Here is a 26,574-nt window from a genome sequence, read left to right on the forward strand (position 1 = left end):
AGTAGTGTAAGCGCTTCGCGTGAGTGCGTGTGCGTGCCTCAGGCTTAGGTATACCCGAAGGGTTGTTCTACTAACCCTTTGGATTCACCAGTAGTGCGGGAGGGTTTCCCTCCCGCACTACTGGTTCACCACTAACCACTAACCCTTCGGGTATCTCCTCCCCAGAGGCTGCGCCAACGCCAGTCGCCAGGGCGCGGGAAAGCCGTCATTCGCGCTGGCTCACCACTAACTTTTGACTAATATCCCACCGGATTGGGAGTTTGCTGTTGTATTTCTGTTGGTGTTGTGTTGGGTGCAGGGTGAGCCTCAACAGGTGCAGGATTCACAAACATCATCCTTGAGGGAGTTGGAGATACCAATTTGGCTGATGGACGTTCTGCTTCTTGTGCCATTTTGTTTTTTAGCACCTCATTGGTTGTCATCAATTGGCGCTCATGGCGTTGCAAGTTTTGCAGCTTGCGGTATGCTTGACTCCAAAGTTGTTGGGAATATACTGTCCAACCATAAACAACAAGCGTTGTAGCCACCAACAAAAACGCCACAATTGAAGAATGACGATGTAAGGCGTATAGGCGCAGCAACCACGAAGGTACAGATTCAGCAGATGGCATCACAGGGACGGTTGGCGCTTTTTGTTTGCTTAACTCTGGCACGGATGTTGTGGTGTATGCCTTGGGACTGGAAGCTTCAGTTGAGTGCTGCCGTGCAGAGACTGATAAATTTTTTGACGAATGCCTTTGTTTTCCGGAGTCTACTGATGTAGACGAGGCTCTTAGAGAGGCTCCAGGAGTACTAAACTGCCGTGTCTGTGGGGCATTTTCTGGTTGGGGGGACGCTTTTTGTCGGTGAGCAGAGTGCCGTTTTCTGCCACTTCTAACTGCTGTCCGGAACCCACTGCCCGTTGCAGAAACATCTGATTTGCGAGCAAGAGTCATAATTTTTGGGATAGAAAATACTTTATTCTAGATGATTGTCTGTTTTTGCTCTGGTTATCATTGCCTTTCGGACAATAATCACAAATAACACCCTACACCCAATCAATATATTCTGATAGGTAGGCGCATCAATCTTCGCATCTCCAAAATACTCGGTTTCTCAAAGAAAAAGTATGGCAACTCATTGCCACCACAAACAAGAGTATGCCAAAAAAATTGCAGTTTTTGGGATGATATCCCAGTTGGCGAGCAAATTTAGTGATGCTACCCTGAATAATTAAGTTACCTTACAAGAAGCTAAAACATTTTGCCTGAATCTGTAATCTCAAATCACTTAAAAAAAAGCAACAAATAGGGTATCGTATTCAACAGGCTAAAATTGTTCTAGGCGCAATTGGTGAAAGAGGAGTTATGAAAATAAAAATCCTTGGTTTTGCATTAATTCTAGGTCTGACCGCAGTTCTCGGAGCTTGCGAAGGTGGTGGTGGCGGCGGCGATACACCTGCGGGTGGGGGTGCTGCTACTTCACCTGCTGAACCAGCAGATACTGGCGCTACCCCACCCGCAGGTGGTACCACAGCGACCCCTCCCGCAACTGCCACCACTCCTGCCAGCCCAACTACGACCCCCTAAATAGCAGTTTTAAAACAGCCAAAACAGGTTCTTGCAGAGATCCTCACTACATTGGTTGAGTTGACCTCCGGGATTTCTACAGAGTAGATGGCTGAGTTCTGAGAGTGCAAGAGTGCATAAGTTAGTCACGCTCACTGACAATTTCTCTTGACAATTCCCTGTACTCCTTTGTTGATTTGGAAAAGTGACCTGGTAGTGACAATTGAGCTTGCCAGGTTCTCACAACTACTCCCTTAAGAAACCCGGTTTCTCTTTGAAACCGGGTTTCTTAGCAAGTCAGCTTTTGGGGAAAGGTTCGGTTCACAGGTGTCACCCTAACAAAGGCTGCCTATGCAGTCTCTGCCTTGCGGGCTTTGTCTGTTTAGCCGAGCAAGTTGAGTCATCGATTCCTAATTTTTTTAATTCAGATAAATAAATTTTTGTCAAGCATAATTAGATACATTTTCCCTGTCCTTAAACCTCACTACTAACGACAATCTGCCTCCAGATAGTTATTGTTGCAACTTTAATTAAGTATATTTACTAATGGGCTATAAAGCCTTGTCTTATGGGAAACGGTAACCTTGCTATGAGAAGTAAATTTAGTTTGCATACATCATATGCATCTAAAAAGATTTTTGTCGTCTTGTTTATTTAGTTTATTATCTGGAGCAGGATGCAGTTTACAACAGACTCAAGCCATTAACTCGCAAGAACAAGAGACTCAGACCATCGGTTGGGTAGAGAAAGCAAGGATTCCTGGTGTTGAGAAAGAGGTCAAAGTAAAGCTTGACACCGGTGCGACAACAGCGTCTATGTAATGCCGAAATTTTAGAAAAGCCCGATAAAGACTTAGAATCCGGCGGAATGATTAAATTCCGATTCACAAATGGAGAGGGAAACAACGCAGTTTTCGAGCGTCCTGTTGTGCGGTGGGTTCGCATCAAGAATCGCGAAGGCCAAAATGGTAATTTACGCCGTCCGGTGGTGTGAATGAAATTTTGTATTGCAGGTCGCTGGATTGAGGAAGAGGTGAACCTTGCAGAACGAGACAATTTCAACTATCCGGTCTTAATTGGACGCAATATGTTGAAGCGATGTTTTCACTGGGAGGACAAAGCGATAAGGCAATCATTGAATATGCTGTACAGTTCGATCCGGTCTTTGATGAAATTGCCTATCAAGGTGTCCCCGATATCCGGGTAATTGTCTACCGAGGTGTACCAGCAATGGCAATGTTGCGTCTCCCCACGCGGGCTTCTGACGGTAAAGCTAATTTGCATAGAGGTGGGGTCGGTGTTGGAATTGACCTTGCAACTGGTACAACACTGGCTGGTATCCAGAACAACCGCTATATTGAGAACCATCCGGAAACAGGGCATTTGTTGCGCGATCGCCAAATTCCTCACTGGCAAACGATTCTGGAGATGGCTACCAAGTTAGGCGACAAAACAGAGTTTGGCTATCTCGGCGTTGACATTGTTCTAGATCAGGAAAGAGGACCACTGTTACTGGAGATAAATGCTCGTCCGGGTCTTTCAATTCAAATTGCCAATCGAGAGGGACTGATTAGGCGACTTGAAGCAATTGATGATGCTTTACCAAAACTCTTAGGAGTTCAAGAAAAAATTGTGTTTGCCCAAGAAGCATTTGCCGTAGAAACTCGTTCTCACCTGGCTCATTCAGCACAACCTGCCCTTGAAAGCTACCCAAATAGCTAACGGCTATACTGTACTTAACTTATTTGCCGCAGTCTAGGCGGTACTCAAGCAAGGTAAGGAACGTACAAGGTGGCTCACTCTTTTCTCATTGAACCTGGACGCTGGACTCTACAAGGAACTTGGCTGGAACGTAATAGTATGCCAATCAGCGTCAAGGGTATGACCTTGATTGCTTGGAATCGGGATAATTGGTTCACTATGGCGACCAAGCTCATATTTCCAGATAGCGATGGCGTTCGCTCGGAAATTGCCTTGCAATACAAAGGGCGTCTAGATCGTGGGGAGCGCCAGTATGCTTTCCTACTGCAGCATAATCTCTTGGGACAAATGGAAGGAGAAGGCTGGCTTGGTCCAGAAACGATTGTACAGCGGTACTGGGGATTGAGCGATTCCCAACGTCGTAGTGGCTTTGAAACTCTCCACCGAATTTCTGATAACATCTACTACCTCACCAGTGGTATCTTAACTGGTCATTTTTTAACCAGTACGATGGAAGCTAGTTTAGAACGTCAATCAATTTAGTTAGTTGATAGTTGATAGTTGGTAGTTGGTAGTTGTGAGTTGTAAAAAACATTTATCCACTATCCACCACGTTATCTCCCTGCTGAAATTTGGGAAAACTAAATAAGAACAAAAGTACGCGATAGTACAAAATTTTCCAGTGACTATACTCATCTCGCACGGTTGTATTAATTTCTAACCCACAACACTAACAAGTTGTCTGTTAGGCAGAAATCTCTGTGGACGTGTTAAACATTTACCAACTACCCACTACTTTTCTATGTCAGACCTCAACATTGGTCGAATACTGAGCAAACGCTACGAACTTCAGCAAATAATTGGTGCTGGAGCAATGGGTAGGGTTTATCGTGCTAAGGACATTTTGTTGGGAGGCGTACCTGTTGCTGTTAAGTTTCTTGCTATATCAATCCAAAATCAAAAAATACGAGTGCAGGAGCGTTTTGAGCGAGAAGCGAAAACCTGTGCCTTACTTGGGCAAAAAAGCATCCACATTGTCCGAGTCATGGACTATGGCGTAGACGAGAATAATACTCCGTACTACGTTATGGAGTACCTGGAAGGAACAAATCTCAGCGATGTCATCCGCAAGCAGCAACTGTCTTTACCAAGATTTTTGAGCATGGTGCGTCAAATTTGCTTGGGGTTACACTGCGCTCATGATGGTATCCCAGTTGATGGCAAAATCTGCCCGATTATCCACCGCGACATTAAACCGAGCAATATGCTGGTCATTCCAGACCCCAGTTTTGGCGAATTAGTCAAAGTTTTAGATTTTGGTATCGCTAAGTTACTACAGTCAGATAGCAATTGCACTAACTATTATTTAGGCACTCTAGTTTATTCTTCTCCTGAACAAATGGAGGGCAAGGAATTAGATAACCGTTCTGATATTTATAGTTTGGGAGTGATGATGTTTGAGATGCTTACAGGTAAAATTCCTCTGCTAGCGCCAACTCACTCTTTTGGAGCATGGTATAAAGTACACCACTATCAACAACCGCGTTGCTTCGCTGAGGTTGCTCCCGATCTACAACTACCGAAAGAGGTAGAAAATTTAGTTATGAGTTGTCTAGCCAAGACACCAAACTCACGACCCCAAAGTACTGACGAAATCCTCAAAATCCTGGCATCTCTAGAACTGCGTTATGGCACACGCAAAGCTTTGCCCAGCATTGATGTGCCTTCTACTGCCCTTCCTCCAGCACAGGCAGACGTTGAACACAAGACAAAGGCAGTAATACTAGCCTCTGGATTAGTTGATGAAATTGCAAAGCAAGCTTGTTGGCCCCCAAATAAACCCATTGCTGATATTGTTTTTCCCAGTCCCCTCTGTTCCAATGGGCAGGTTTTACCAGCTTTGTGGGTCATGCTACCACATTTAGAAATTCAAAAGCGTTTGGTTTGTACACGCTACAACCAATTTCTTTTCATTACTTCTCCTCACCCCATGCTGCTGTGGATGACTCTCATTTATAACCGCAGGCATGGTGCCAAATGGTTGCCATACTACCTCGACCTGAAAACAACTTTTGGGCAAGAAATCACTTGCTTACTGGGACAAACAGGTTTCTACCGTATACTGTTCTTCGCTCGAGAGACACCAACTTCCTGTGTTCATGTATTACTTTCAAGTATCGCCTCTGCACAGTGCCAGCGGCTGCAACAGTGGGTTTCGATAAGCAATAAGCTGGAATCGTCTGCTGAACCCCATGCTAGTAAAACTTTACTTAAAACCGAGTACGAAAAAATTAAGCCTCAAATTTTGGCAAAGATACAAGCACTTGAGACAGATTCCCCATTTGACCTTTGCGGCTAGAGGGAATATAATTTCTAACCTTCTAAGTTGTACAGTGTTACTCATGGATTTATATTAATTTTTTAAAAAATTATGTAAGTGATTGCTCATAAAGTTATAAGAAATGTAAATATAAATAATATAAGCAGCAAAATTTGAGTAAACTAATGGCTGAGATTACCTTTGCTCTATGAGTAAAGCCTTGTTTTAAAAGAACAGGCATGGGTACTATGTGTAACGCTTTCTGCGACAAAGCAACAGTTTTGCGAATGCACAGAGTTACTCACACTCAATGTCAATTCTAACGACATAGAGCATACAGCCAATTCATTTGGTTAAATGAGTTGTCTATGGTGAATTATTTAATCGGGATTGCTCATTGTAGTTGACGCCCCGGCATCCCCAGCTCCTTTCCTCCCTGGAACCGAGCAAGAGAAGGAGGTCGCCCACTGCGGCGATCAACCTCTATGCCCAACTGGAACCAGAATCTAGGCCCCATTGGTGCTTGAGAAGCTCCTTATAAGTGGCTTCCCGCACGACCATCTGTTCATAGAGCTTGACTAAAAAGTCTTTAGCTTGGTCATGACTCATGTTCTGCACTTGAGTAGCAAAGGAGCGGATGCTGAATTGTTGTTCAAGGCTCAGTTCGATTGGTTGGTTCATAATTGACTCCTAAAAACAAAAAGTAAAGGTGATATAGGTTTCACAAGACCAATAGGGTTAATAGCTGGGATTTTATTTATCCAAAACATTTGTACCTCCGTATTACGAAAGATAACAATTGTTTGACAGATTGCCCATACCCTAATGGGTAATTTTTTGCTTGACACATCTAATTTCTCAGCCAACTGATATAGACCCCAAGTCTGTTGCAGCAGATTTCGGGAAAATATAGGTTTTGATGCCCTTTTAGTTGGCTGATACTCCTTTCCCCTGTTTGAAATTGGGCTGAGGTTTTAGGTAGGAAATGTAGTGAATTTTACATCCACAAAGACCTTATAGACGCCGAATTTTGCGTCCCTGTCCCCTAGACCCTTTCTTCTTGGAGTATTTAAGGTAGGTAAGAGTGAATTATATTCGTCCTACCTTAGTGCGTGCAAGATGTCAATTACACAAAATAGAGTAATTAGCCTCCTAAGTTAGAAACTTTGGAGGTTAGAAGTATATGTATCAAATTGTAAACAGGAAAAATGCTCAATCTGAACAAATTTTGAGAAGGTCTGGTAGACACAGAACAGGGAAAAATTTGTCCCTCATACTCTCAAACCAAAAACCTATAGCCTATCATCTGTAACCAGTTCCCTACTCCAGTGCGACAATGACGACTGTGATGTTATCGTGTCCACCATGCTCTTTCGCAGCTTCAACCAGAGATAGAGCAGTCTTTTCCACCAAGGGGATTTCTTTGAGATAGTAAGCAATCTTCTGGTCAGCTAGTTCTTCTGTTAAACCATCACTGCATAACAGTAGGCGATCGCCCGCTTTCACGTCTAGGTGTTGCACATCAATGTGATTTAGGTCTTCACGCCCCAAACAGCGGGATAAGACATGACGAAAAGGATGAATTCGGGATTCTTCTGGTGTAATTTCACCTATTTTAAGAGCGCGTGCTACCCAAGTATGGTCTTGTGTGAGTTGCTCTAATTGGGAATCCCGAAAGCGGTACAGCCTTGAGTCACCAACGTGAGCGCACAAAGGCGGCTCTTTTGAGCGAAAAATGACCACCACAATCGTTGTCCCCATGTCCGAGCGTTCAGGATGATTTTGCTGATCTAGCAAAATTCCTTGATTGGCTTGTAACAAAGCTTCTTCTAATAACTGCTCAGAAGGCTTAGGAGAATTCCAATTGGCATCCAAGTATGCATGAATTTGCCCAGTCGCAATATAGCTTGCTTGTTCGCCTCCTGCATGACCACCCATACCATCGGCAACAATGAAGAAACGCCCCTCTGGGTCAATGTAGTAAGCATCCTGATTATTAGAACGAATAAGTCCCGGATCACTAACCCCGGTGAAATTAAGTTTCATATACTTTCTAAAAGATTTAATACATACGGTCGGAACGGTCAAGGCGCATAAGTAGTCGAATCAGCAAGCCGGATACTGCGGCTGCGATTAAAAGGGCGAGCATAGCCAACCATACATATTCGTTAACCAATAAAATCGTGGCTGAAAGCGTAAAACCACTCACAATTACAGCGTAAGTCATTCCTAGCTGAACACTGCTTTGCCGTCGCAGCAGGCGTTCTGTTTCTGTTGACCTGACACGCACGCGCACATCTCCCCGTTCTAGCTTGTCTAGTGTGTCTTCTAGCCTGCGTGGTAGTCCTAATGCAGTGCTGCTGACCTGAACTGCTTGGCGGCTCAATTCATTGAGAAAGGTATTGCCCTCAGAACCATTTACATTGGTCATAATTTGCATGGCATATGGTTTAGCAACTTCCATAAAGTTAAATTCTGGATCTAACCCTTTCCCGACACCTTCAAGTGTCGAGAAGGCTCGCATCACGAAAGTGAAGGTCGCTGGAAATCTAAAAGGCTGATTATACGCTATTTCGTACAAGTCGTCACTAATAGCAGCTACCGATTGGTTTTCAAAAGGCTTATCCATGAAATGATCCAGCATATACTGGACAGAACGCCGCACAGGTCCCATATCATCTGCTGGCGCAAGCGCCCCCAAATCAACTAGAGACCTGACAACCCGTTCACCGTCTTTTGAAGCAATGCCAAACAGCGTTTCCATCAGTCCTTCACGCACATTGGTCTTAATGCGCCCCATCATGCCAAAATCATAGAAGATCAAAGCACCAGTTGGACTGACAGCAATATTGCCTGGGTGGGGGTCAGCATGGAAAAAGCCATCATTGAGTAGCTGATGCAGGTAAGCTTCGGCACCCTGACGGGCAATCACTTTCCTATCTAAACCTGCTGCTTCTATAGCTTCATATTGGCTAATTTTTATACCAGGAGCATACTCCAGCGTCAACACCCGTGATGAAGTGTAACGCCAGTAGACGCGCGGTACTCTTACCCAGTCGTGGGCGCGAAAATTGCGGCGAAAAGTATCAGCGTTGCGACCTTCATTGAGATAATCAATTTCTTCCCAAAGAATGCGACAACACTCTTCATAAATGCCCAGCCAATCTCGCCCCCGTCCCCATTTGGGATGGTTTTGGAAATAACGAGTAATACCCTTGAGAATTTGTAAATCAATTTCAAATAGCTTCCTGAGTCCGGGGCGTTGTACTTTGACAACAACTGCTTCCCCGGAATGCAGCACAGCTTTATGTACTTGCCCTAAGCTCGCAGCAGCTAAGGGTATGGGTTCAAAACTTTGGTAGAGTTGGGGGATTTTCTTGGCTAGTTCTTGTTCAATAATCGCTTCTACCTGCTCATAGCTAAATGCAGGCACTTTATCTTGTAACTTGGCAAGTTCTTCTACATATTCGCTAGGGAAGATATCAGCACGAGTAGAGAACAATTGCCCAACTTTGATAAAGGTTGGTCCTAAATCTAGCAGGGTGTTGCGAATCCATACTGCTTGAGCCTTACGTCGAGCAGCTTGTTTGGCTTCGGTAACTCCTCCTGGGTAACTCCAGGATTTGTTATACCGCCAAAGCTTGAACAATAAAGTCAAGACAAACGACCAAATGTCCAAAAAGCGCCGTCTACGAGAGTAGTTTTCGCGATTCCAACGGTATGCCTTATTTGTATAACCTTTTTCCATATGCTTTGCGTACCGCTGGTTTTTGACCGAGTCAGTGGGAAGAAAAGACACTCTGATTCCAAAACTATTTGTTTATAGGGTTGCACAGACGCGCGCCTTTGTTGCATCTCTACAGAGAATTACCACTGCGATAGCGTTGTAATTCTGTTCGCAATGTGGCGATTTCGGCTCGCAGTTCATCAATCATGGCTTGTACATCAACTGATGCTGAACTAGGTTCTCCATAGCCTGTCGTTTGAGCAGCACCGGCAGCTTCTGCTGCTCGATTTGCCCGCTCCATGACTTCTTCTGTAAACGAGCGCATTTGCTCTCTAGCTTCAGCATCCCATTTGCCGAGTTCGCTCAAAGCATCAGTCAAGGCGAACTCCAACCTCTCGGTGAGGATTTCAGCAGTTGCTCTCCCGACGAAAAAGGCTTGTAAAAGGGGGTTACTCATAAATTTTTGTTACGTTAGATCCGCAAAAAAATTATAACTTGCCCTGATGCTTGGGTGCTTATGCTAAAGTGCTTGGCTTTTGTGCAGCACAGATGTGGATCTCATAATTAGTATGTATTTTTTTTACAAAATAGTTGGTTTCTGTTACCGAAAAGTGAGGATGATAGCTGTAAAATGTAGCGAACTCTAAAAATCCGAGTATTTACCCTTGTTTTTGATCAAATAACCGATGTAACGGATAGAGTAACTGTGGGAACGGTTAATTTATCCGTTACATAAGCTACATAATCCGTTGCCTTTCTTAAGAATTTAGTGTTTCAGCACCAGCCGATACCGTGCTTTCCCACTATGGAGGTGTTCTAATGCCTCATTCACTTCATTAAACCCGAAGGTTTCAATGACTGGCTCAATCTTATGGCGAGCAGCAAAATCCAGCATTTGGGCGACTGTAGCGGGACTACCAAGCGGACTACCAGAAATTGACTTCTGACCCACTATTAATGGGAAAACAAGGCTGCTAACCGGGTTAGGAACCACGCCAACAAAGTGTAATCGTCCTTTTGGACGTAAGCAGGCAATGTAAGTACTCCAATCTAAATCGGCGTTGACGGTTGAGAGAATTAAATCGAAAGAATTTTCCACTGATTTAAGTGCATTTGGGTCGCGGGAATTGATAAAGTGATTTGCACCAAGTTCTCTTGCTTCTGCTTCCTTATCAGGGCTAGTGGAGAATGCAGTCACATCACAACCCCATGCATGAAGAAATTTCAATGCCATATGACCTAATCCGCCAATACCAATCACACCAACCCGGTCAGTTGGTTTGACATCAAACTGCACTATCGGATTAAAAACTGTGATCCCACCGCAAAATAAAGGTCCAGCAGTCACAGGGTCAATTCCCTCAGGTAAAGGCACAATCCAAGCCTCGTGAGCACGTACCTTGTCGGCAAAGCCACCATAACGACCAACAATAGTACCCTCGGCTGTTAAGCAGAGATTATGGTTGCCGGACATACACCACTCACAAGTCATACATGATCGCGAATTCCAACCCAGTCCAACCCGCTGTCCTACTTGAAGTTTCTTAACCGCACTGCCAACGCTTGCAATCGTGCCAACCACTTCATGTCCTGGAACAAGGGGATACTGAGTCATTCCCCAATCATTCTTGAGCATACTGAGGTCGCTGTGGCATATACCGCAGTATTCTACATTAATTTCCACATCCTCACTGCCAAGTGGTCCCGGATCGTACTCAAAGGGCTTCAGTTCTTCACCTCGTTGAAAAGCTGCGTAGGCGCGGATCATAGACCTGACCTCACTTAATGATGTTAATTTTGTTTCCAGTAGTCATTGTAAAGTTTGCTCTTCTTTTCCTAGGGCTGTATATGAAATTGGAAAGAAATCTTAGTACTTGCTATGCAATTTTCATAAAATATTGCCATTAGCGAGGATAATGTTTGGCTAAAAACTCCTCCGCCTGCTCTCTATTGGAAATCACTCCATCCAACGTCACCGCCAGCAAATGATCGAGCATTTGCCGATACTGTGGTCCTGGTTTATACCCTAGTTTCCTTAAATCATTCCCATTTAGGATAGGCTGAACTCTTGACCAAACAGTCAAATATTGCCAAATCTTGCGCCTAATTGGTCGTGGACTTTGCACAGCTATCAAGATCAGCAGTGGGACGTCGTACTGGCGCAATAACTGCACCACCTGACTAGGACGTACCTCATCCACTCCCCTCTCTGCTTGCCCAGAGGGGCTGGAGATGAGGCTATTGACATTCGCTAGCGCCTGTGCTATTAGTTCCAACCTGTTGATACTGTCCTCCGACAATTGCAGATTTCTTGCCACTTGCCCTCGGTATTCTGGTGCCAAGTGGGCAATGAGAGCTTCCAAACGTATTTGCCAGTGGATTAGGGTTTGCTGGGAGTCAAACCGCCGTAAAGAGCGCTCTAACAAACGCAATTGCCGCAGAAGTTCCTCATTTAGCTTCAGGGTGGGATGGATACACTGCAACGCCCCCAAATTTCCAAGTAACTGCAAGGCTTGTTTCCAATAAGGAGCTTCCAGGATAAGCTTCAATTCTGCTTTCAGTCGAGTTTGCAGTGCCGGGGTTTTGCTATTTTCTCGGGTGGTGCGATCGTAAACGCCGCTGTTGATAGCGTAGCGGATATACTCTTGTGTTTGAGCCTCCAAGTGAAATCCCAAGCGCACGGCAAAGCGCACACCGCGATAAATGCGGGTCGGGTCTTCAATAAAGCTGTTAGCGTGTAAAACCCGAATTTGTTTCGCCTGTAAATCTAGCAACCCACCAAAAAAATCGAGTAATTCACCAGCGCGGGGAGACGTTAGCCGCAGTGCCATTGCGTTGATGGTAAAATCTCTGCGATACAGGTCTTGACGAATCGAACTCGCCTCAACTTCAGGATTTGCCGCCGGGTAAGGATAGAATTCTGTTCTGGCAGTCGCAATATCCACCCACAAAGAATCTAATTCTAGGTCTTTGTGCCACAGCAAAGCCGCAGTTTGAAAAGCCCCGTGAATTTCTAGACGTGCGCTTGGGTAAAGTTGCTGTAGTGCCTTTGCCAGTTCCACACCAGCACCCACATCCGCTCCTCTGTGAAAGCCATCAACCACTAGGTCAATATCTTTCATCAAAGTGCCAGAGGCTTCTTCAGCTAAGAGCAAGTCACGTACTGCTCCCCCAACAAGGTAAAGATGCCAACCGCGTTTTTCTGCTTCTTGCGATGCTTTAGTCAACAATTGCCATAATTGGGGTGCAAGGCGTGAATTTAATTCCTCTAAGGAGGGAAAATTAAGATTTTTTTCTCCGCCTTCCCCTCTCCCCCTCTCTCCCCCTCTTCCCCTCTCCTCTTCTTGATGTAATTCCCGCAAAACATCAGTACGGGTAACAATTCCCACCAACTGCCCATTTTCCAATACTGGCAAGCGTCCGATATCGTATGTCACCATCAACGACTCAATTTCTGGCAGTGTCGTATCTGGGGTAATTATCTTCATATTGACTGTCATGTAGCCCTTGGCTGGAGCATGACTGAAGCCATGATGCAGAGCAATATCTAAATCCCGTCGGGAAATAATACCTAGCAGTTGCCCAAGGGCATCGGCTACACATAAACCAGAGTGCCCATAACGCAGTAAAATACGCTGTGCTTCTGCAATTGTGGTTTCTGGACGAATCGTGCGGACTGGGGAAGACATCAAGTCTCTGGCGGTAGGTGGGTGAGGAATTGTTACTTTTATCTCCTCAAGGAGTTGGTTTAAGATTTCCTGAGAATCTACGCCTCTCAAGTTCAGCGCCGCTGCTTGGGAATGACCACCGCCACCTAGTGGTTGGAATAATTCGTTAAGATTAATGCCTTGAATTTGTGATCTTCCAATCACTATTAAGCGTGATTCACCTTCTGTCAGAGGATATTCATGAAAAAGCAGTAACGCATCTATTTCTGTTAACTCTACCAACTGCGACGCGAGACTCGATAACCCAGGCACAAATTTATCTGTTTTCAGAGTGACCCAAGCAATTTTATATCCCCTAACATATATATTTTGTAGTTTTTCCAGTGCTACCTTTAATAGCTGCTGCAACTGAGGAGAAAGACCAGGGTCAACGTACTGGTTCACGACCGACAAACTTGCCCCTTGTTGCATTAACCAAGCCAAGGCTAGGGCGTCCCGTGGTGTGGCATAGTCAAATGTCAGAGACCCAGTATCCACATGGATACCCAAAGCCATCACGGTTGCTTCTGCCGTTGTCAAGGAAATTTGTTGTTTTTGCAATTTCTCGACGATGAGAGTTGTTGTGGCTCCAACAGGGGAAATGTGTACCTCTGTAGCGGGAATATCCCCAAGTTGTTCTTGGTGATGGTCATAAATGATAATTTCTTTAATGTGGAGTAAATCTAACCATTCACCAGCCTTACCCAAGCGATCGCGCTGTTGTGTGTCCACCACATTTAAGGAACGAATTTCCTTTGGATTGACCGAACGCCGTTCAATCAGCTGATACTCATCCCGATGGAGCGCCAAAAAATCTCGTACGGGTGGATGAGTTCCGCCACTCAGCACAATCTTGCTTCCAGGTAACAGGCGTGACAGCCCTACCGCTGCTCCTAACGAGTCAAAATCAGCTGTTGTATGGCACAGAATTAAGTCCATAGTCATCTTTTGCAGTTACCAGTTACCAGTTACCAGTTTTTAGCGGCAGGAAAGAGACCCCCATCAAAGATGGTACGTTTGACTTGGGGTCTAAATCCCCTGCGTCAAACCTGGTCACTGTTCACTGTTCACTGGTCACTGTTTTAATAGTCATTAGTCATTAGCGAAGGATAAATGACTAAAGTGTGTCAATTTCTGCTAGCTTAACAAATAAGGAAAAACTGTCAGTGTTGACCTGTACAATATTCTATTTTTATTAACTGATTTGCTGTTTTGGGAGAAGGGAAGATGACGATTGTATTCCAAGTTGCTTTATTAGCTTTGGTTGTGCTGTCTTTTGTCTTGGTGGTTGGCGTTCCTGTTGCTTATGCCACTCCACAAAACTGGAATGAATCTAGAAGGCTCCTGTGGATTGGTTCAGGAGCTTGGATTGGCTTAGTGTTTTTAGTTGGTGCGTTAAGCTTTTTTGTAGTCTAAGTGACTGCTTCTTTGATAGCATAGACGCGGTGAGACAGCGTTTCCCCGCGTCTCCATTTAACCGCGTCTGTTGATTCCTCTGCTCTTATACTTTATTGTTTGGAGAAGAAATGTATATTGGCAAGAAGTATACATGATTGAGAGGCGGTTATGGCAGTTTTCGAGGGAACTTTTACTCAGACAGAACCTTTGCGGTTTGCATTGGTTATTGGTCGATTCAATGACCTCGTCACCACCAAGCTGCTGGAGGGGTGTCAAGATTGCTTGAAACGCCACGGTGTTGATGTCAATCCTCACGGCTCTCAAGTAGACTATGTTTGGGTACCAGGCAGTTTTGAAGTTCCAGTTGTGGCCCGCCAATTGGCAGTTTCCGGTCGTTATGATGCGGTCATTTGTCTGGGTGCTGTTATCCGAGGGCAAACGCCTCATTTTGACTACGTATCTTCTGAGGTAGCCAAGGGCATTGCTGCCGCTGCTTTTCAAACAGGTGTACCTGTGGTTTTTGGCGTTTTAACGACAGATACCATGCAGCAAGCATTAGAACGATCTGGCATTAAAAGCAATCTTGGCTGGGAGTACGCCATGAGTGCTTTGGAAATGGCTAGCCTCATGCGGAAATTGCGTTCTAACCTCGCCGAGCCATTTTCTGGCAATTCTCTCTCACCAGCATCGCTCAAAAGCGCCAGCGTTGGTGAGTTGCCAGTAGAATAGTCAAGAGATCGTGGTGAGTAGTTAGTGGTGAGTGGTTAGTAGTGAAAAACAACTATCAACTACCAACTACCAACTAACCACTCACCAAAAAGGTGTTGACAAACAACGGCTCATCTGGCATATTAGATATACGTGAATGTTGCGGGTATAGCTCAGTGGTAGAGCGTCACCTTGCCAAGGTGAATGTCGCGCGTTCGAATCGCGTTACCCGCTTGAGAAGAAAAAATATATATGGTTTTTTTGTAAGGAAGTGGGGTTATTAGTCTCGCAAAATTGCAAAATTCATCATTCATAATAATATTTAAGTGTAGCTAACTACTTTTTTGTAAGATGCACTACCCCTTGTAAAGGGTGACGAAAGAAAAAGTGAAGTAGAAAAGCTGAAAATAAAAAGTTTTGTTATTTCAGACCACATACTTCAAAGTTAAAATGATCGAATAAATTTCAATATCTTTCAGTGCCAAAGTTGATTTGCCACTGAATTTAGAAAAAATATGTCTGGGGACAAAGGGTAACCCAAACTGGCTAATGTTATAAAAGAAGGTCATGGGAGGGTAGCCAGCCCCAAAGACATAAACGAAGGGATGCTATTCTCACTAGCTTAGGACAAACACGCTCAAGTAAAAAGTTCGCTTGTGCAACCTCAAAAAGCAGATAAAATTGACTTCAATAGCGAATACCCGTGTCCCTGTCGTCGGCGGGGGCGGTTAATTCCGATTACCCTGACAGAAGCATTTGGTTGCGATCGCTGTCAGCAAATTTTCGTGGTGGAAGATAATGGTCATGTGCTGGAGCAACTTTCCACCACCTACCCCTACAAGCGAGCTTGGCGCTGGACAGGGAGTATTTGGCAAGTTGTCCATCCTCGGTTAGGAGAAAGCTATTTGCCCGTAGCACTTGGCATTATTTTCGTGCTAGTGATTATATGGTTACCATTAGCACTGCGATTGGCAAGTGGTTACAGCATTATTGCTTGGGCAATGGTGGCGGTACTGTTGGCTATTCTGCCAGCACTGATGGTCTGGCTTACCTACAGACGATAACTGAATGACAGTGGATGCTTTTGATGTTAACCCTGAACCAATTGCAAGCGCTAGACGCGCTCATCAAGCTTCCCTAAAGTTGGGAAGCACAAAAGGAGCAGACAGAAGTCGTGCCGTGTTGGAGATGGCACAAGCAATTAGGCGTTCATTTGACGACATTCTAGAAGCCAACACTTTGGATTTAGAAGCGAGTCGGGAAATGGCAGTGCCAGATTTAATTCTGGATTGGCTGAAGCTGACTCCAAAACGGCTAGAGATGGCAGTAGACATTCTGCAACGGCTAGGGGAGTTATCAGATCCGCTGCGGCGAGTCAGACACGGTGACTATCAACTAGAAGACTCTCAAACGTACACCCAATTAATGCCTTTGGGAGTGATTGCGTTTATTTATGAGGCGTTTCCGGAGTTGGGAGCGATTGCAGCGGGGTTGTGTATCAAAACTGGCAACAGTCTGATCCTTAAAGGTGGTACGGAAGCTAGTCATTCTAACGCGGCGATCGCTAACGCACTCCTATCTGCTGTGAGTGAAGTTGGTTTACCAGCATCTTGCTTACAGCTCATATCAGCAGAACATGGAATTGCCATTCGGGACTTAGTCACACAAGACCAGTGCTTGAATTTAATCATTCCCTACGGACGTTCCAGCTTAGTACAGCAGGTCGTCAGACATTCCACTTCCCCAGTTCTCAAATCAGCTATGGGCAACTGTTACCTCTACTGGTCGCCAAATGGCAGTTTGGAAATGGTGAGGTGGGTAATTATAGATAGCCATCAAAGCGAACCAGACCCAGTGAACGCAATTGAAAAAGTGCTAATTCACCGACAAGCCTTGCCATCATCGTTACTGACGTTGTTGAATAGCTTAAAGGAAAAGGGCTTTGAAATTAAGGGAGATGCCGAACTGGTAGAAGCCTTTCCTCAGTTACAGCTTGTCAAGGATGGAGAATGGGAAAGCGCTTATTTAACCAAGACAGTTGCTTTTAAACTGGTGCATAGTCTAGAGGCTGCAATAGCCTGGATTAATCGTTACAGCAGTGGTCATGCCGACTGTATTGTGACCGAATCTTACCAGGAAAGTCGGCAGTTTGCCTTAGGAGTTAACAGCGCCTCTAGCTACATCAACGCTTCCCCGCGTTTTTCTCGGAATCCGTCCCGAGGAGACTCAGTCTTTCTAGGGATGTCCAATCAAAAAGGTCATCGACGCGGATTGATTAGTTTAGAAAGCCTGACTACCGTCAAACATATTGTTCAGGGAAACGGACGGTTTTAAAAGTTGTAGAGACGCGCCATCGCGCGTCTCTACATTTTAAGTTCCTACTCGTCTTTTGCTAATTTCTTATTGGATGTGTAGTAAACCTTGCTTCCAGTATCCGGTACAAAATAACAACTGGTGCAAGAGTGCCATAATGCAGTCAAAATTGGTTTCTCGGATTTGCGGAAGTAATCCCCCATAATTGGTTTAATCGCCTCAGTTGCCTTCTTCAAATTGTAGTGAGGGATATTTAGGAATATATGGTGAGCAACATGAGTACCGATATCATGATGTATGTGATTGATAAAACCGTAATCGTGGTCAATGGTGGAAATCGCACCTTTGAGGAAAGTCCAATCTTCCCCACGATACCAAGGGATATCTGGCTCAGTATGGTGCAAAAATGTCACCAAATCTAGCCAAATGACAAACACAATGTAGGGTCCAGCATAGTATTTGAGCAACCACATCCAACCCCATTGATAGGTGAGAAACAATAGCAAACCTACCATGCAAGTACAGAGTATAGTGCTTGTGATCACATCCCATTTCTCGGATGGTTTGAAAAGTGGGCTGCTAGGGGAAAAGTGAGAGCCTTCCTTATTAGGACTCCGCTTAAACAAATACACCGGATAAGCCAATAGGAACAAATAATATCGGCCTATCTTTTGCTCCAAAGGCATCGCCTTGTACTGTGATTCACTCACAGGATACCAGCTTTCATCATTATCGATGTTGCCAGTATTTAGGTGGTGGGTTCTATGGCTGATTCGCCAACCATGATAAGGAACGAGAATCGGCGTGTGGGACAAATGCCCAATCAAATCATTAAGCCATTTCTTCTTAGAAAAAGATTGGTGTCCGCAATCATGTCCGACTACAAACAAAGCCCAAAACATCGTTCCTTGCATGACCCAGAAAATAGGCCAAAAAAACCAAGAATCTAGGTAATGAGCAACTGCATAAAGCAGACCGATAATCAGAATGTCCCGAAAAAAGTAAAATAGCGATTTTCCGACATTGGGCTGAAAGCATTCAGATGGGATTGCAGCTTTCAAATCACCAAGGGTAAAGGGGAGTTTGGTTGTATCCTCAGATAACTCATAGTCACCTTGAGGATTATTTAACTTGATGGTGTTAGATTGCACTTTATTGTGTTGTTGGATATAAATTGGAAGTTTTTTAAGCTCATACCACCCCCTAAAAGGAGTGGTATTTCACGTTAGTAGGTAGTAGGTAGTTATCAAAAATTCCCACTATCCACACCGTCTTGGTTTATCGCCCCGCGTGATAGTCGTTGAAAGACTGATAGCCAGTATCAGTGATATACAGGTGACACTGGTCTGTAATTCGCTTCATCAAAGACCAAGAAAACCGACATTCAGGATATAGATAAGCGCCCCAATTCTCTCGCAAACTGCGATGAGCAAAGCGCAAGTTATAAGAAGGAATGGCGGTAGAAATGTGATGGGGAACGTGGACATTGATATCGTGGCAAAGGAATTCTATCCAACGGGGGTAATCGCAGTGAACCGTGCCAGATAACTGTGCTAAGACAGCATTCCACTTAGATTCTGCCACAAAAGGAATCTCTGGAGCCGTATGGTGAACATAAGTAAAGGTACTCATCCAAAAATGGTAAACTAACCAGGGTATCAGCCAAAATTTGACAAATCCCCACAGACCAGTCGTAGCGATGAGGATGGGGAAAGCGATCGCCGCAAAAAGCACGACGACAGCCACAGAAAGCTTCACGCTTGATTGGTCTTTTTCGCGGAATTTAGACCAATCGAAGTGTACAACTGCCCAATGCATGATTGAGCCTATCCACCACAATCGGTTTCGCATGAACCCCTCAAAACTTGAGCGCCCGATTTTTCCCCAACTTTCAAACACCTCTGTTCTAATTGGATGCCAAGCGTTGTCCTCGTCCAGCTTATTGGTATGAGTGTGATGATAATTATGCCCAATGCGCCAACTGTGGAACGGGTAAATCAACGGCATCATCATTAAATGACCCACTAAATCGTTTACCCAACGGCGTTTGGCAAATGAACGATGACCGCAATCATGCCCGATCACAAAAAAACCGGTCAAAGCAGTACCGGTAAAAATCCAAGCCAGGGGCAAAAGAAACCAAGGAGCAATTATCAAGCTCAAGTAGCCCAGGCACACCATCAAGACACTGGTCAGCACTTTTGCCCAAGCTTTGTGGCGATTCTGCTGAAAACATTCCTGTGGCAAGGTTTTGATAATATCTTTTAGCTTCAGATCGGAATTCCCAAAGTCATCAGCTAGCTTTTGGCTTTTGATTGTTGATGTAGTCATGAATACCTGAAAAGACAAACAAACCTCACTACCTAGTCATTAAAAAAGTAGCTTGTCACAAACTTTTGTAACATTAGCGTTTTGGATTATAGCAATCTTAGGCACTCTAGCACACCCGGAATTAACCCCCGCCGATGCTTGAGTAGTAGTTTAGACGCGGGGGAGCACAAGCAATTCAAAATACCCTTTGGGAAGCCCCCTCTGGGCGTCTACAAAATGTAAAATCTGACACTGTAAGGACTGCTAACTACTGAGTGCTTATTGCTTTTTATCTGCCAGCTTCACATTTGTCGCTAAACCAAGTGTTTGCAGTAGTTGAATCGTCATCCAGGTGAGGTCAAGTTCCCACCATTCCAGCCCGTGACGAGCTGAATATTGATAGGCGTGGTGGTTATTGTGCCAACCTTCACCAAACACCAGTAGGGCTACCCACCAGCAGTTAGTTGAGTGATCACCTGATTCATGGCTACGATAGCCAAATTTATGGGTGGCACTGTTAACCAACCAGGTACAGTGGTAGACAAAAACAATGCGAACAAAAATTCCCCAGACAACGAAAGACCAGCCACCCAGGAGCAGAAGAACTACACCCAAGGCAAGCTGGATAAGAATCATATTTTTTTCTAAAAACTGATAAACTGGATCATCTTCAATGTCTTTAGTAAAGCGAGGAATTTCCAAATCTTCTGATTTGCTATAAATCAACCAACCTATATGACTCCACCAAAAGCCCTTATTGGAATCATGCGGGTCAGCGTCTTGATCGGAGTGTAAATGATGTATGCGGTGTGTCCCTATCCACTCGATTGGTCCCCCTTGGCAGGCGAGGGTTCCGCAAAACATGAGAGAATACTCCAGCCATTTAGGAGTTTGAAAACTGCGGTGGGTTACAAGGCGGTGAAATCCCAGAGTAATCCCTAAGCCGCCAGTCAGCCAGTAGAGAAACAAAGCAACAGCCACTGCTTTCCAGCTAAAGTTACTGGGAAGCAAGGCAAATAAAGCTCCGATATGCAAAAAGGCGAAAAATAGGGTATTAACCCAGTTGATTTGGCGTTTGGTTGAGGTAGCAATTGTCATGCAGTAACCTGAATAGGAATTGTTCAGCCTAATCTGCGTGATCCGTTCGCATTCGTGAAGCGTGTGCTTCACAATTAGCGTGGCGCATGACGCCATTAATCCGCAAATTGATATTTTTTTGTGAATGAGGAACTAATGAACAGCTTGAGACAGCTGCACGAAGCAGAACAAGCACTGTTACAGATTTTTTCTGGTATTGACGCTCAGGTCAAGCAAAATCTCCAAAAAGTGTTAGATGCCTTTCGTCATTATCGTGTGGGTGCATACCATTTCGCAGGTGTCTCAGGATATGGACACGACGATTTAGGGCGAGAAACTTTAGACAAAGTATTCGCTGAAGTAATGGGCGCTGAAGCGGCGGCAGTGCGCGTGCAGTTCGTTTCTGGAACCCACGCCATTGCTTGTGCCTTATTCGGCGTTCTTCGTCCCGGTGATGAAATACTGGCGGTGGTAGGCGCACCCTACGACACCCTTGAAGAAGTAATCGGATTAAGAGGTAAAGGTCAAGGATCACTCCTTGAGTTTGGCATTCGATATCGACAATTGGATCTGACTGAAGAAGGAACAGTAAATTGGCAAGCTTTAAGCCGTGCGATAGAGGACACTACTAGTTTAGTACTGATTCAGCGTTCCTGTGGCTATTCTTGGCGTCCTAGCCTATCAATTGCCGAAATTGAAAAAATTATCCACTTCGTCAAACAGCAAAACCCCAACACCATTTGCTTTGTCGATAACTGCTACGGTGAATTCATTGAGACTCAAGAACCAACTCACGTTGGCGCTGATTTAATTGCGGGGTCATTGATTAAAAACCCTGGTGGCACCATTGTCACCGCAGGCGGTTATGTTGCCGGTCGGGCTGACTTGGTAGAAGCCGCCGCTTGTCGTCTCACTGCACCAGGAATTGGCAGTTATGGAGGTGCGACTTTTGACCAAAATCGCCTGCTGTTCCAAGGACTGTTTCTCGCCCCGCAAATGGTAGGAGAGGCTATGAAAGGAACTCACCTTACTGGTTATGTATTTGACAAACTGGGTTATCCAGTCAATCCATCGCCATTTGCCAAGCGTCGGGATGTCATTCAGGCAATTAAACTGGGTTCTGCCCAAAAGCTTATCGCTTTTTGTCGGGCAATTCAACAGCATTCACCCATCGGTTCCTACCTCGACCCCATCCCCGATGAAATGCCAGGTTATGAAAGTAAGGTCGTTATGGCTGGCGGGACGTTTATTGAGGGGAGTACCTCTGAATTTTCAGCCGATGGTCCAGTGCGGGAACCTTACGTGGTGTATTGCCAAGGCGGAACCCACTGGACACACGTAGCAATAGCCTTGGAAGCAGCGATAGAAGCGGTAGGTTCAGCTTGAGAGTCGTTAGTAGTTAGTGGTGAACCAGTACTGCGGGAGGGAAACCCTCCGCAGGTAACTGGTGTGCCTCCTGCGGAGGAGCTTCCGCTAACGTCGCAGACGTGCCGCAGGCATACCCGTTCGCCGTAAGGCGTGGCGTCAGCCATAGGGTTAGTAGTTTGTAGTTCTTTTAACAACTATCAGCTACCCACTACCAACTATCCACTACTAACTACCAAATGACTAATTCCGTTCAATGGCATCTCTTGTGGTTTTGTAAGCTTCAATAAAAGTTCGGAATGATTCTTGAGAAATTTCTTCTAAAATCAGTTTTTCTGCAACTTCTTTGAGAGTTTTGTCTATCTTTTGTTGAAGTAAATCTCTGCTTTGTTTGTTATCACGCAGCAGTTCAACTATTGCCTTAATGTATCTTGCAGAAAGTTCTCTTTGCTTCTGTTCTGTTTGTTGCTCAACAAGTTGTTTTTCGCGTTCTATTGCTTCCCGAGTCGTTTTCTTTATACAAAATAGCCACGGTTCTGATTGAGGCGTCTGCGCCTCCAGGCTTTGATGATTTAGCCTCGTCACCAGCTGATACATCCATTTCCTCAGAGGCAACGTCTGCTTGAGCTGCTGCTAAGTGTGCACCACCTTCTTCCAACATTTTGAGGCTATCTGCTGTACCGCCAGTGGATATGACTGTAATTTTGATATTGGATCTGCGTTCTACAACCTTTTCAATCGCTTCGCTGATAATATAACTCTCCCCTTCTGGGTCGCCTGCTGCGAGAATAAGTTGAGGAGGTGTCAAACGCCCTACAACTCTCCAGGTGGTTAGTGCAACTAAGCTTATGCTGGCAAACCCCAGGCAAATAAAGATGAACTTGGATATAGGGTCGAGCTTTTGAAAAAAGCTGAGGAATTTGAGTTGAGGAGAAGCTTTCAATGCTGCCATAACTGTAAAATTTTAATCCTTGGCAGAGATTAATTCACTACGACTCCCGCCCCCAACAGTGCAATCTCCCATTGGGTTGCGTTGTATTTTAGCCACATTAAAACAGTTATGGATACAAATCGTAATGACGGCATTCCAGAATTTTTATGAAACTTTTTGGGAATTCTAAAAATTGCTTTAACCAGTCCCAGTAAGTACAGGATTGCAAAAGTTGGTAACGAAATGAAGATGATGCATATAGTTCGTAGTCAGCACGAAGAGTGCTAAAGCACTTAGTACAAATTAAAACGCCACGAATTAATGCAAAGCTGTACTAAGCACATATGGAAGTGTTGGCAGGTAGGTAAACAAACTTCCTGCCAACGATGGAGAAGAAAGGCACAGCGCCATTCATGGACTTGCATCTATTGGGGAATATTCAGGCAAACAAGCAGCAGAGACTGGGCCGCACGTTGTAACATAACACTGTCCTGCTGGATGTAAATCCTGGGTTTAGTCACAACTCTGGGCAAAAGTAGCGCTACTTTGTACTACAAAAACAGGTCGTTGGCTACTCATGAGTCCAGAAAGCTAATAGTAGAATAAGGTACAGAAAAAGCTGCATAGAACGGAGGAAGGGAAATTGGATGAACTAAGGGCGGCACTAGAGCTGGCAACTGAAGATGAATTGCAAGATTTAACGGCAATTCTGTTTAGTCGCAAGTTTAATCCCCTAGATTATGTTCACACGCCAGAACCTATAGAAGTGCAAAGCCAAGGTCGCAAAGCGTGGCTAGATGCGCTAGAGCAGCGCTTTCGCTTTTTGGCAGCAGATGGGATAACGGTATTACGGGGACGCACTAGTCAGGTGACTTACCGGCAAGCGCTGATTCAAGTGTGTAAGTATTTGAAAATACCTTATTCTCATCAACTGACCACCGTTGATTTAGAAGCAGAGGTGTTTTTGCATTTGCTAGGACACGTATGGAGAAAATTGCCGGCAAAGGATAAGCAAAAATTGACTGTGCGGATACAGCGTCAGCTAGCCAAAGCAGAATTAACAGAACCGCTACCACTTTCATTGCAACAAGACCCTTTGGCGTTACTTTTCAAAGGTGGTAGCGCCCTCGCTGTCACCTCTATCGTCCAGCCACTATTGCTCAAACAAATTGCCCGTCAATTTGCAACGCACTTTGCTGCATATCAAGTTGCCCAACAAGCGGCGATTCAAGGTTCTGAAGTCGCTGCAAATCAGTTTCAAAACTATATATCTTTGCAGATGGCAAAGCGGGGTATGACTGTCAGCGCAGCTCGGTATGGAGTCGCTCGCAGTGTGTTTGCCGTTTTAGGACCAGTGATGTGGACTTGGTTTTTTGCGGATTTAGGGTGGAGAGCGATCGCCACTAACTACGGTCGGATTATACCTACGATTTTTACCTTAGCTCAAATTCGTCTCACCCGCACCGAATTTTGGGAGCCTGCTTGAAAAGACCTTTTCACCATCCCAACCCTGGTTTGCAATCCTTTTGGAACTACGCCCAACTGGGGCTGCTTATCTTCCCATTGAGTCCGTTTATCGGGGCTGTGGGTATGGTTTTGGCATTATTAGGAACTTGGATTGCTCAATACCGTACAATTATCCGCCGCCCCCTTAACTGGGGCTTTGCTCTCCTTAGTTTCTTGCTGATTATTACTGCCAGCTTTGCCTATGACAAAATAGCAGCTTTCCTGGGTTTATTTAATTTCTTACCGTTTTTTTTATTATTCGCTGCTTTCAGCAGGTTGATTCAGACATCTGCACAATTGCGGCAAATGTCTTGGATTATGGTACTAAGTTCCCTGCCAGTCGTGATTCTGGGATTTGGGCAGTTGTTTTTGGACTGGTCTTTTAAGTTAAGAGTTTTGGGGTTTGTAGTGGAATGGGATATAGAACCTGGTGGAGAACCACTAGGTCGCATGGCTTCCATATTCATGCACGCTAACACCTTGGCTGGTTATCTGATGATAGTTTTCATCCTGGCATTAGGGTTGTGGGTGGAAAGCTACCGATTAATAAGGAGACAAGGAGAGGAGGGGAAAAGGGGACGAGAGGACAAACAGACAAAGGGACGAGGGGGAGGAGGAAGTATTTACTCCCACCACCCCCACCACTCCCCCCACTTCGCCCACTTCCTCCACCTCCCCTTCCTCTTCCTCACAGTGGCGGTCATTGCCAATTTCGTAGCATTAATTTTGACCAATTCACGTAACGCTTGGGCAATTGCTATTTTTGCCTGTTTAGCCTATGCATTTTACGAAGGCTGGCGAATTCTTGTGGCTAGTGTGGCTGGTGTTTCTGCTAGTGTGCTTTTGGCTGCTTTTGCTCCTTCGCCAATTGCACAATTGTTTCGTAGGGTTGTTCCTGCTTTCTTTTGGGCACGTTTAAACGACCAACTGTATCCCGATAGACCAATAGCGTTACTCCGTAAAACACAGTGGCAATTTGCTTTGTCTTTGACTCAGCAGCGTCCTTGGACTGGCTGGGGTTTACGCAATTTTACTTCTCTTTATGAAGTACAGATGCACATTCAGTTGGGACATCCGCATAACTTGTTTTTGATGCTATTGGCTGAAACGGGGCTTCCTACTGCTTTTCTATTTTGTGGCTTACTCGGTTGGATATTTGTTGCGGGTGTCCAACTATTGCAAAAGTCCAAATATGTGGAGGAGGCAGAAGATAAGTTGATATTTTTCAGTTATCTGATAGTTTTTGTAGGTTGGGTGCTATTCAATACAGCAGACGTTAGCCTATTCGATTTTCGATTGAATGTTCTGTCGTGGTTGTTGTTATCTGCAATTTCTGGAGTTGTGTATCACTACAACCGCGACGAAAGGCTCCAGGTCAGATAAAAACTAGCTGTGCAGGCAATTTTCTGCATAACTGCAATTTAGCACTGCTGACTATTTTCAGAGTATATACTGATTATATCTCATTTAACAGTTAATAAAATTACTATTATGCATCTGTGACTAACGATGAGTCACGATTGCTGATTGTTGGGAAGATGTAGGAATAACCTTTTTTGGTGTTTTCCTGCATCATGGGCATCTCTTATTGACACTCTTACCTTCAAGGCTTCGCCTGTGAAGGGAGATTCTTGCTTCAACAGGTTTTTCTAGCCCACTGTGGTATAACGAGTTAAAAACTCTCCCACAGGCACTGACCCCGACAGATTCCCCTCCACAAGCATCTGTTTTACTACCACGGGCTGCCCGACCGCAGTCACAAAATACTTATTCTGATGTATCGTTTGTCTGATTCACAACATTCGACCCCCCTGTTCATCAGGTATTTCTTTTTGGTGATGCGAGTTGTCTGGTGGAGAAACACCAATCTGATACCGTTGGCGAATTCCCAAAACATCTAAACTGAACGGGTCAGTTCAACAATGAAACGATTGAGAGCTTTTTGAGCAGTTTTATACCCAGGTG

General features: G+C 44.8%; 24 protein-coding genes and 1 tRNA gene. 13 read left to right on the forward strand and 12 right to left on the reverse strand.

All coding sequences use genetic code 11. From position 1 onward, the window contains the following. Window positions 1-236 precede the first annotated feature (236 nt). On the reverse strand, window positions 237-935 hold the full coding sequence (locus MAS10914_RS0118160; RefSeq protein ID WP_017317374.1) for a hypothetical protein: 699 nt from the start codon (window positions 933-935) through the stop codon (window positions 237-239). A gap of 411 nt (window positions 936-1,346) precedes the next feature. Between MAS10914_RS0118160 and MAS10914_RS0118170 the strand changes: the two genes are divergently transcribed. The 5 genes from MAS10914_RS0118170 to MAS10914_RS0118190 all read left to right on the forward strand — a co-directional run bounded on the left by MAS10914_RS0118170 (window position 1,347) and on the right by MAS10914_RS0118190 (window position 5,606). Beyond that, window positions 1,347-1,568, forward strand: coding sequence for a hypothetical protein (locus MAS10914_RS0118170; protein WP_017317375.1), 222 nt, complete (start codon window positions 1,347-1,349; stop codon window positions 1,566-1,568). Window positions 1,569-2,345: 777 nt separating this feature from the next. Next, window positions 2,346-2,540: a hypothetical protein gene (locus tag MAS10914_RS35670; RefSeq protein WP_017317376.1), complete on the forward strand. Its 195-nt coding sequence runs from the start codon at window positions 2,346-2,348 to the stop codon at window positions 2,538-2,540. A gap of 104 nt (window positions 2,541-2,644) precedes the next feature. Further along, window positions 2,645-3,268, forward strand: coding sequence for a sugar-transfer associated ATP-grasp domain-containing protein (locus MAS10914_RS30460; protein ID WP_017317377.1), 624 nt, complete (start codon window positions 2,645-2,647; stop codon window positions 3,266-3,268). A 69-nt stretch (window positions 3,269-3,337) separates the two neighbouring features. Beyond that, window positions 3,338-3,790 (forward strand): hypothetical protein, encoded by a 453-nt coding sequence (locus MAS10914_RS0118185; protein WP_017317378.1) that lies wholly within the window; start codon window positions 3,338-3,340, stop codon window positions 3,788-3,790. Between the two features lie 259 nt (window positions 3,791-4,049). After that, window positions 4,050-5,606, forward strand: coding sequence for a serine/threonine protein kinase (locus MAS10914_RS0118190; RefSeq protein WP_017317379.1), 1,557 nt, complete (start codon window positions 4,050-4,052; stop codon window positions 5,604-5,606). 444 nt (window positions 5,607-6,050) lie between these two features. On the opposite strand, the gene MAS10914_RS0118195 is transcribed toward MAS10914_RS0118190, so the two are convergent. The 6 genes from MAS10914_RS0118195 to MAS10914_RS0118220 all read right to left on the reverse strand — a co-directional run bounded on the left by MAS10914_RS0118195 (window position 6,051) and on the right by MAS10914_RS0118220 (window position 13,940). Continuing rightward, window positions 6,051-6,248, reverse strand: coding sequence for an NblA/ycf18 family protein (locus tag MAS10914_RS0118195; RefSeq protein ID WP_017317380.1), 198 nt, complete (start codon window positions 6,246-6,248; stop codon window positions 6,051-6,053). 639 nt (window positions 6,249-6,887) lie between these two features. Continuing rightward, a complete protein-coding gene (locus tag MAS10914_RS0118200) occupies window positions 6,888-7,613 on the reverse strand; it encodes a Stp1/IreP family PP2C-type Ser/Thr phosphatase (protein WP_017317381.1) in 726 nt (241 codons plus the stop codon). Between the two features lie 16 nt (window positions 7,614-7,629). After that, window positions 7,630-9,315 carry an ABC1 kinase family protein gene (locus MAS10914_RS0118205; protein WP_026082643.1) on the reverse strand — a complete coding sequence of 562 codons (1,686 nt, stop codon included), beginning with the start codon at window positions 9,313-9,315 and terminating at the stop codon, window positions 7,630-7,632. 109 nt (window positions 9,316-9,424) lie between these two features. Then, entirely contained in the window at window positions 9,425-9,751 is a 327-nt protein-coding gene (locus MAS10914_RS0118210) for a DUF6825 family protein (RefSeq protein WP_017317383.1), read from the reverse strand. Between the two features lie 309 nt (window positions 9,752-10,060). Next, on the reverse strand, window positions 10,061-11,062 hold the full coding sequence (gene ahr, locus MAS10914_RS0118215) for an NADPH-dependent aldehyde reductase Ahr (RefSeq protein ID WP_017317384.1): 1,002 nt from the start codon (window positions 11,060-11,062) through the stop codon (window positions 10,061-10,063). A gap of 136 nt (window positions 11,063-11,198) precedes the next feature. Then, the gene (locus MAS10914_RS0118220; RefSeq protein ID WP_017317385.1) at window positions 11,199-13,940 is read right to left on the reverse strand and encodes a CBS domain-containing protein; all 2,742 of its coding nucleotides are present in this window, start codon (window positions 13,938-13,940) and stop codon (window positions 11,199-11,201) included. Window positions 13,941-14,228: 288 nt separating this feature from the next. Here MAS10914_RS0118220 and psbZ point away from each other — a divergent pair, with 288 nt between their 5' ends. The 5 genes from psbZ to MAS10914_RS0118250 all read left to right on the forward strand — a co-directional run bounded on the left by psbZ (window position 14,229) and on the right by MAS10914_RS0118250 (window position 17,441). Next, window positions 14,229-14,417 carry a photosystem II reaction center protein PsbZ gene (gene psbZ, locus MAS10914_RS0118225; RefSeq protein WP_017317386.1) on the forward strand — a complete coding sequence of 63 codons (189 nt, stop codon included), beginning with the start codon at window positions 14,229-14,231 and terminating at the stop codon, window positions 14,415-14,417. Between the two features lie 150 nt (window positions 14,418-14,567). After that, a complete protein-coding gene (gene ribH, locus MAS10914_RS0118230) occupies window positions 14,568-15,128 on the forward strand; it encodes a 6,7-dimethyl-8-ribityllumazine synthase (protein WP_017317387.1) in 561 nt (186 codons plus the stop codon). A 141-nt stretch (window positions 15,129-15,269) separates the two neighbouring features. Further along, window positions 15,270-15,341: transfer RNA gene (locus MAS10914_RS0118235), tRNA-Gly, on the forward strand. Between the two features lie 422 nt (window positions 15,342-15,763). After that, window positions 15,764-16,171, forward strand: a complete 408-nt coding sequence (locus tag MAS10914_RS0118245) for a hypothetical protein (RefSeq protein ID WP_017317389.1) — start codon at window positions 15,764-15,766, stop codon at window positions 16,169-16,171. 4 nt (window positions 16,172-16,175) lie between these two features. Next, on the forward strand, window positions 16,176-17,441 hold the full coding sequence (locus tag MAS10914_RS0118250; protein ID WP_017317390.1) for a glutamate-5-semialdehyde dehydrogenase: 1,266 nt from the start codon (window positions 16,176-16,178) through the stop codon (window positions 17,439-17,441). 44 nt (window positions 17,442-17,485) lie between these two features. Here the strand turns inward: MAS10914_RS0118250 and MAS10914_RS0118255 are convergent, their stop codons facing one another. The 3 genes from MAS10914_RS0118255 to MAS10914_RS0118265 all read right to left on the reverse strand — a co-directional run bounded on the left by MAS10914_RS0118255 (window position 17,486) and on the right by MAS10914_RS0118265 (window position 20,828). Beyond that, a complete protein-coding gene (locus tag MAS10914_RS0118255; protein WP_017317391.1) occupies window positions 17,486-18,571 on the reverse strand; it encodes a fatty acid desaturase in 1,086 nt (361 codons plus the stop codon). Between the two features lie 127 nt (window positions 18,572-18,698). Further along, entirely contained in the window at window positions 18,699-19,751 is a 1,053-nt protein-coding gene (locus tag MAS10914_RS0118260) for a fatty acid desaturase (protein WP_017317392.1), read from the reverse strand. 258 nt (window positions 19,752-20,009) lie between these two features. Beyond that, window positions 20,010-20,828 (reverse strand): acyl-CoA desaturase, encoded by an 819-nt coding sequence (locus tag MAS10914_RS0118265; protein ID WP_017317393.1) that lies wholly within the window; start codon window positions 20,826-20,828, stop codon window positions 20,010-20,012. Between the two features lie 135 nt (window positions 20,829-20,963). Here MAS10914_RS0118265 and MAS10914_RS0118270 point away from each other — a divergent pair, with 135 nt between their 5' ends. Further along, window positions 20,964-22,193 carry a methionine gamma-lyase family protein gene (locus MAS10914_RS0118270; protein WP_017317394.1) on the forward strand — a complete coding sequence of 410 codons (1,230 nt, stop codon included), beginning with the start codon at window positions 20,964-20,966 and terminating at the stop codon, window positions 22,191-22,193. A gap of 222 nt (window positions 22,194-22,415) precedes the next feature. Here MAS10914_RS0118270 and MAS10914_RS35680 read toward each other — a convergent pair whose 3' ends face one another. Both MAS10914_RS35680 and MAS10914_RS0118275 read right to left on the reverse strand, forming a co-directional pair. Beyond that, window positions 22,416-22,757, reverse strand: coding sequence for a hypothetical protein (locus MAS10914_RS35680; protein ID WP_232224289.1), 342 nt, complete (start codon window positions 22,755-22,757; stop codon window positions 22,416-22,418). Continuing rightward, window positions 22,642-23,124 carry a TAXI family TRAP transporter solute-binding subunit gene (locus tag MAS10914_RS0118275; protein WP_017317395.1) on the reverse strand — a complete coding sequence of 161 codons (483 nt, stop codon included), beginning with the start codon at window positions 23,122-23,124 and terminating at the stop codon, window positions 22,642-22,644. The genes MAS10914_RS35680 and MAS10914_RS0118275 overlap by 116 nt, the downstream gene beginning before the upstream one ends. Window positions 23,125-23,746: 622 nt before the next feature. Between MAS10914_RS0118275 and MAS10914_RS0118280 the strand changes: the two genes are divergently transcribed. Together MAS10914_RS0118280 and MAS10914_RS0118285 are read left to right on the forward strand one after the other, a co-directional pair. Further along, entirely contained in the window at window positions 23,747-24,589 is an 843-nt protein-coding gene (locus MAS10914_RS0118280; RefSeq protein ID WP_017317396.1) for a YaaW family protein, read from the forward strand. Next, entirely contained in the window at window positions 24,586-25,992 is a 1,407-nt protein-coding gene (locus MAS10914_RS0118285) for an O-antigen ligase family protein (RefSeq protein ID WP_017317397.1), read from the forward strand. Before MAS10914_RS0118280 ends, MAS10914_RS0118285 begins: the two co-directional genes overlap by 4 nt. Window positions 25,993-26,574 lie beyond the last annotated feature (582 nt).

The organism is Mastigocladopsis repens PCC 10914 (genome assembly GCF_000315565.1).
Lineage (GTDB): Bacteria > Cyanobacteriota > Cyanobacteriia > Cyanobacteriales > Nostocaceae > Mastigocladopsis > Mastigocladopsis repens.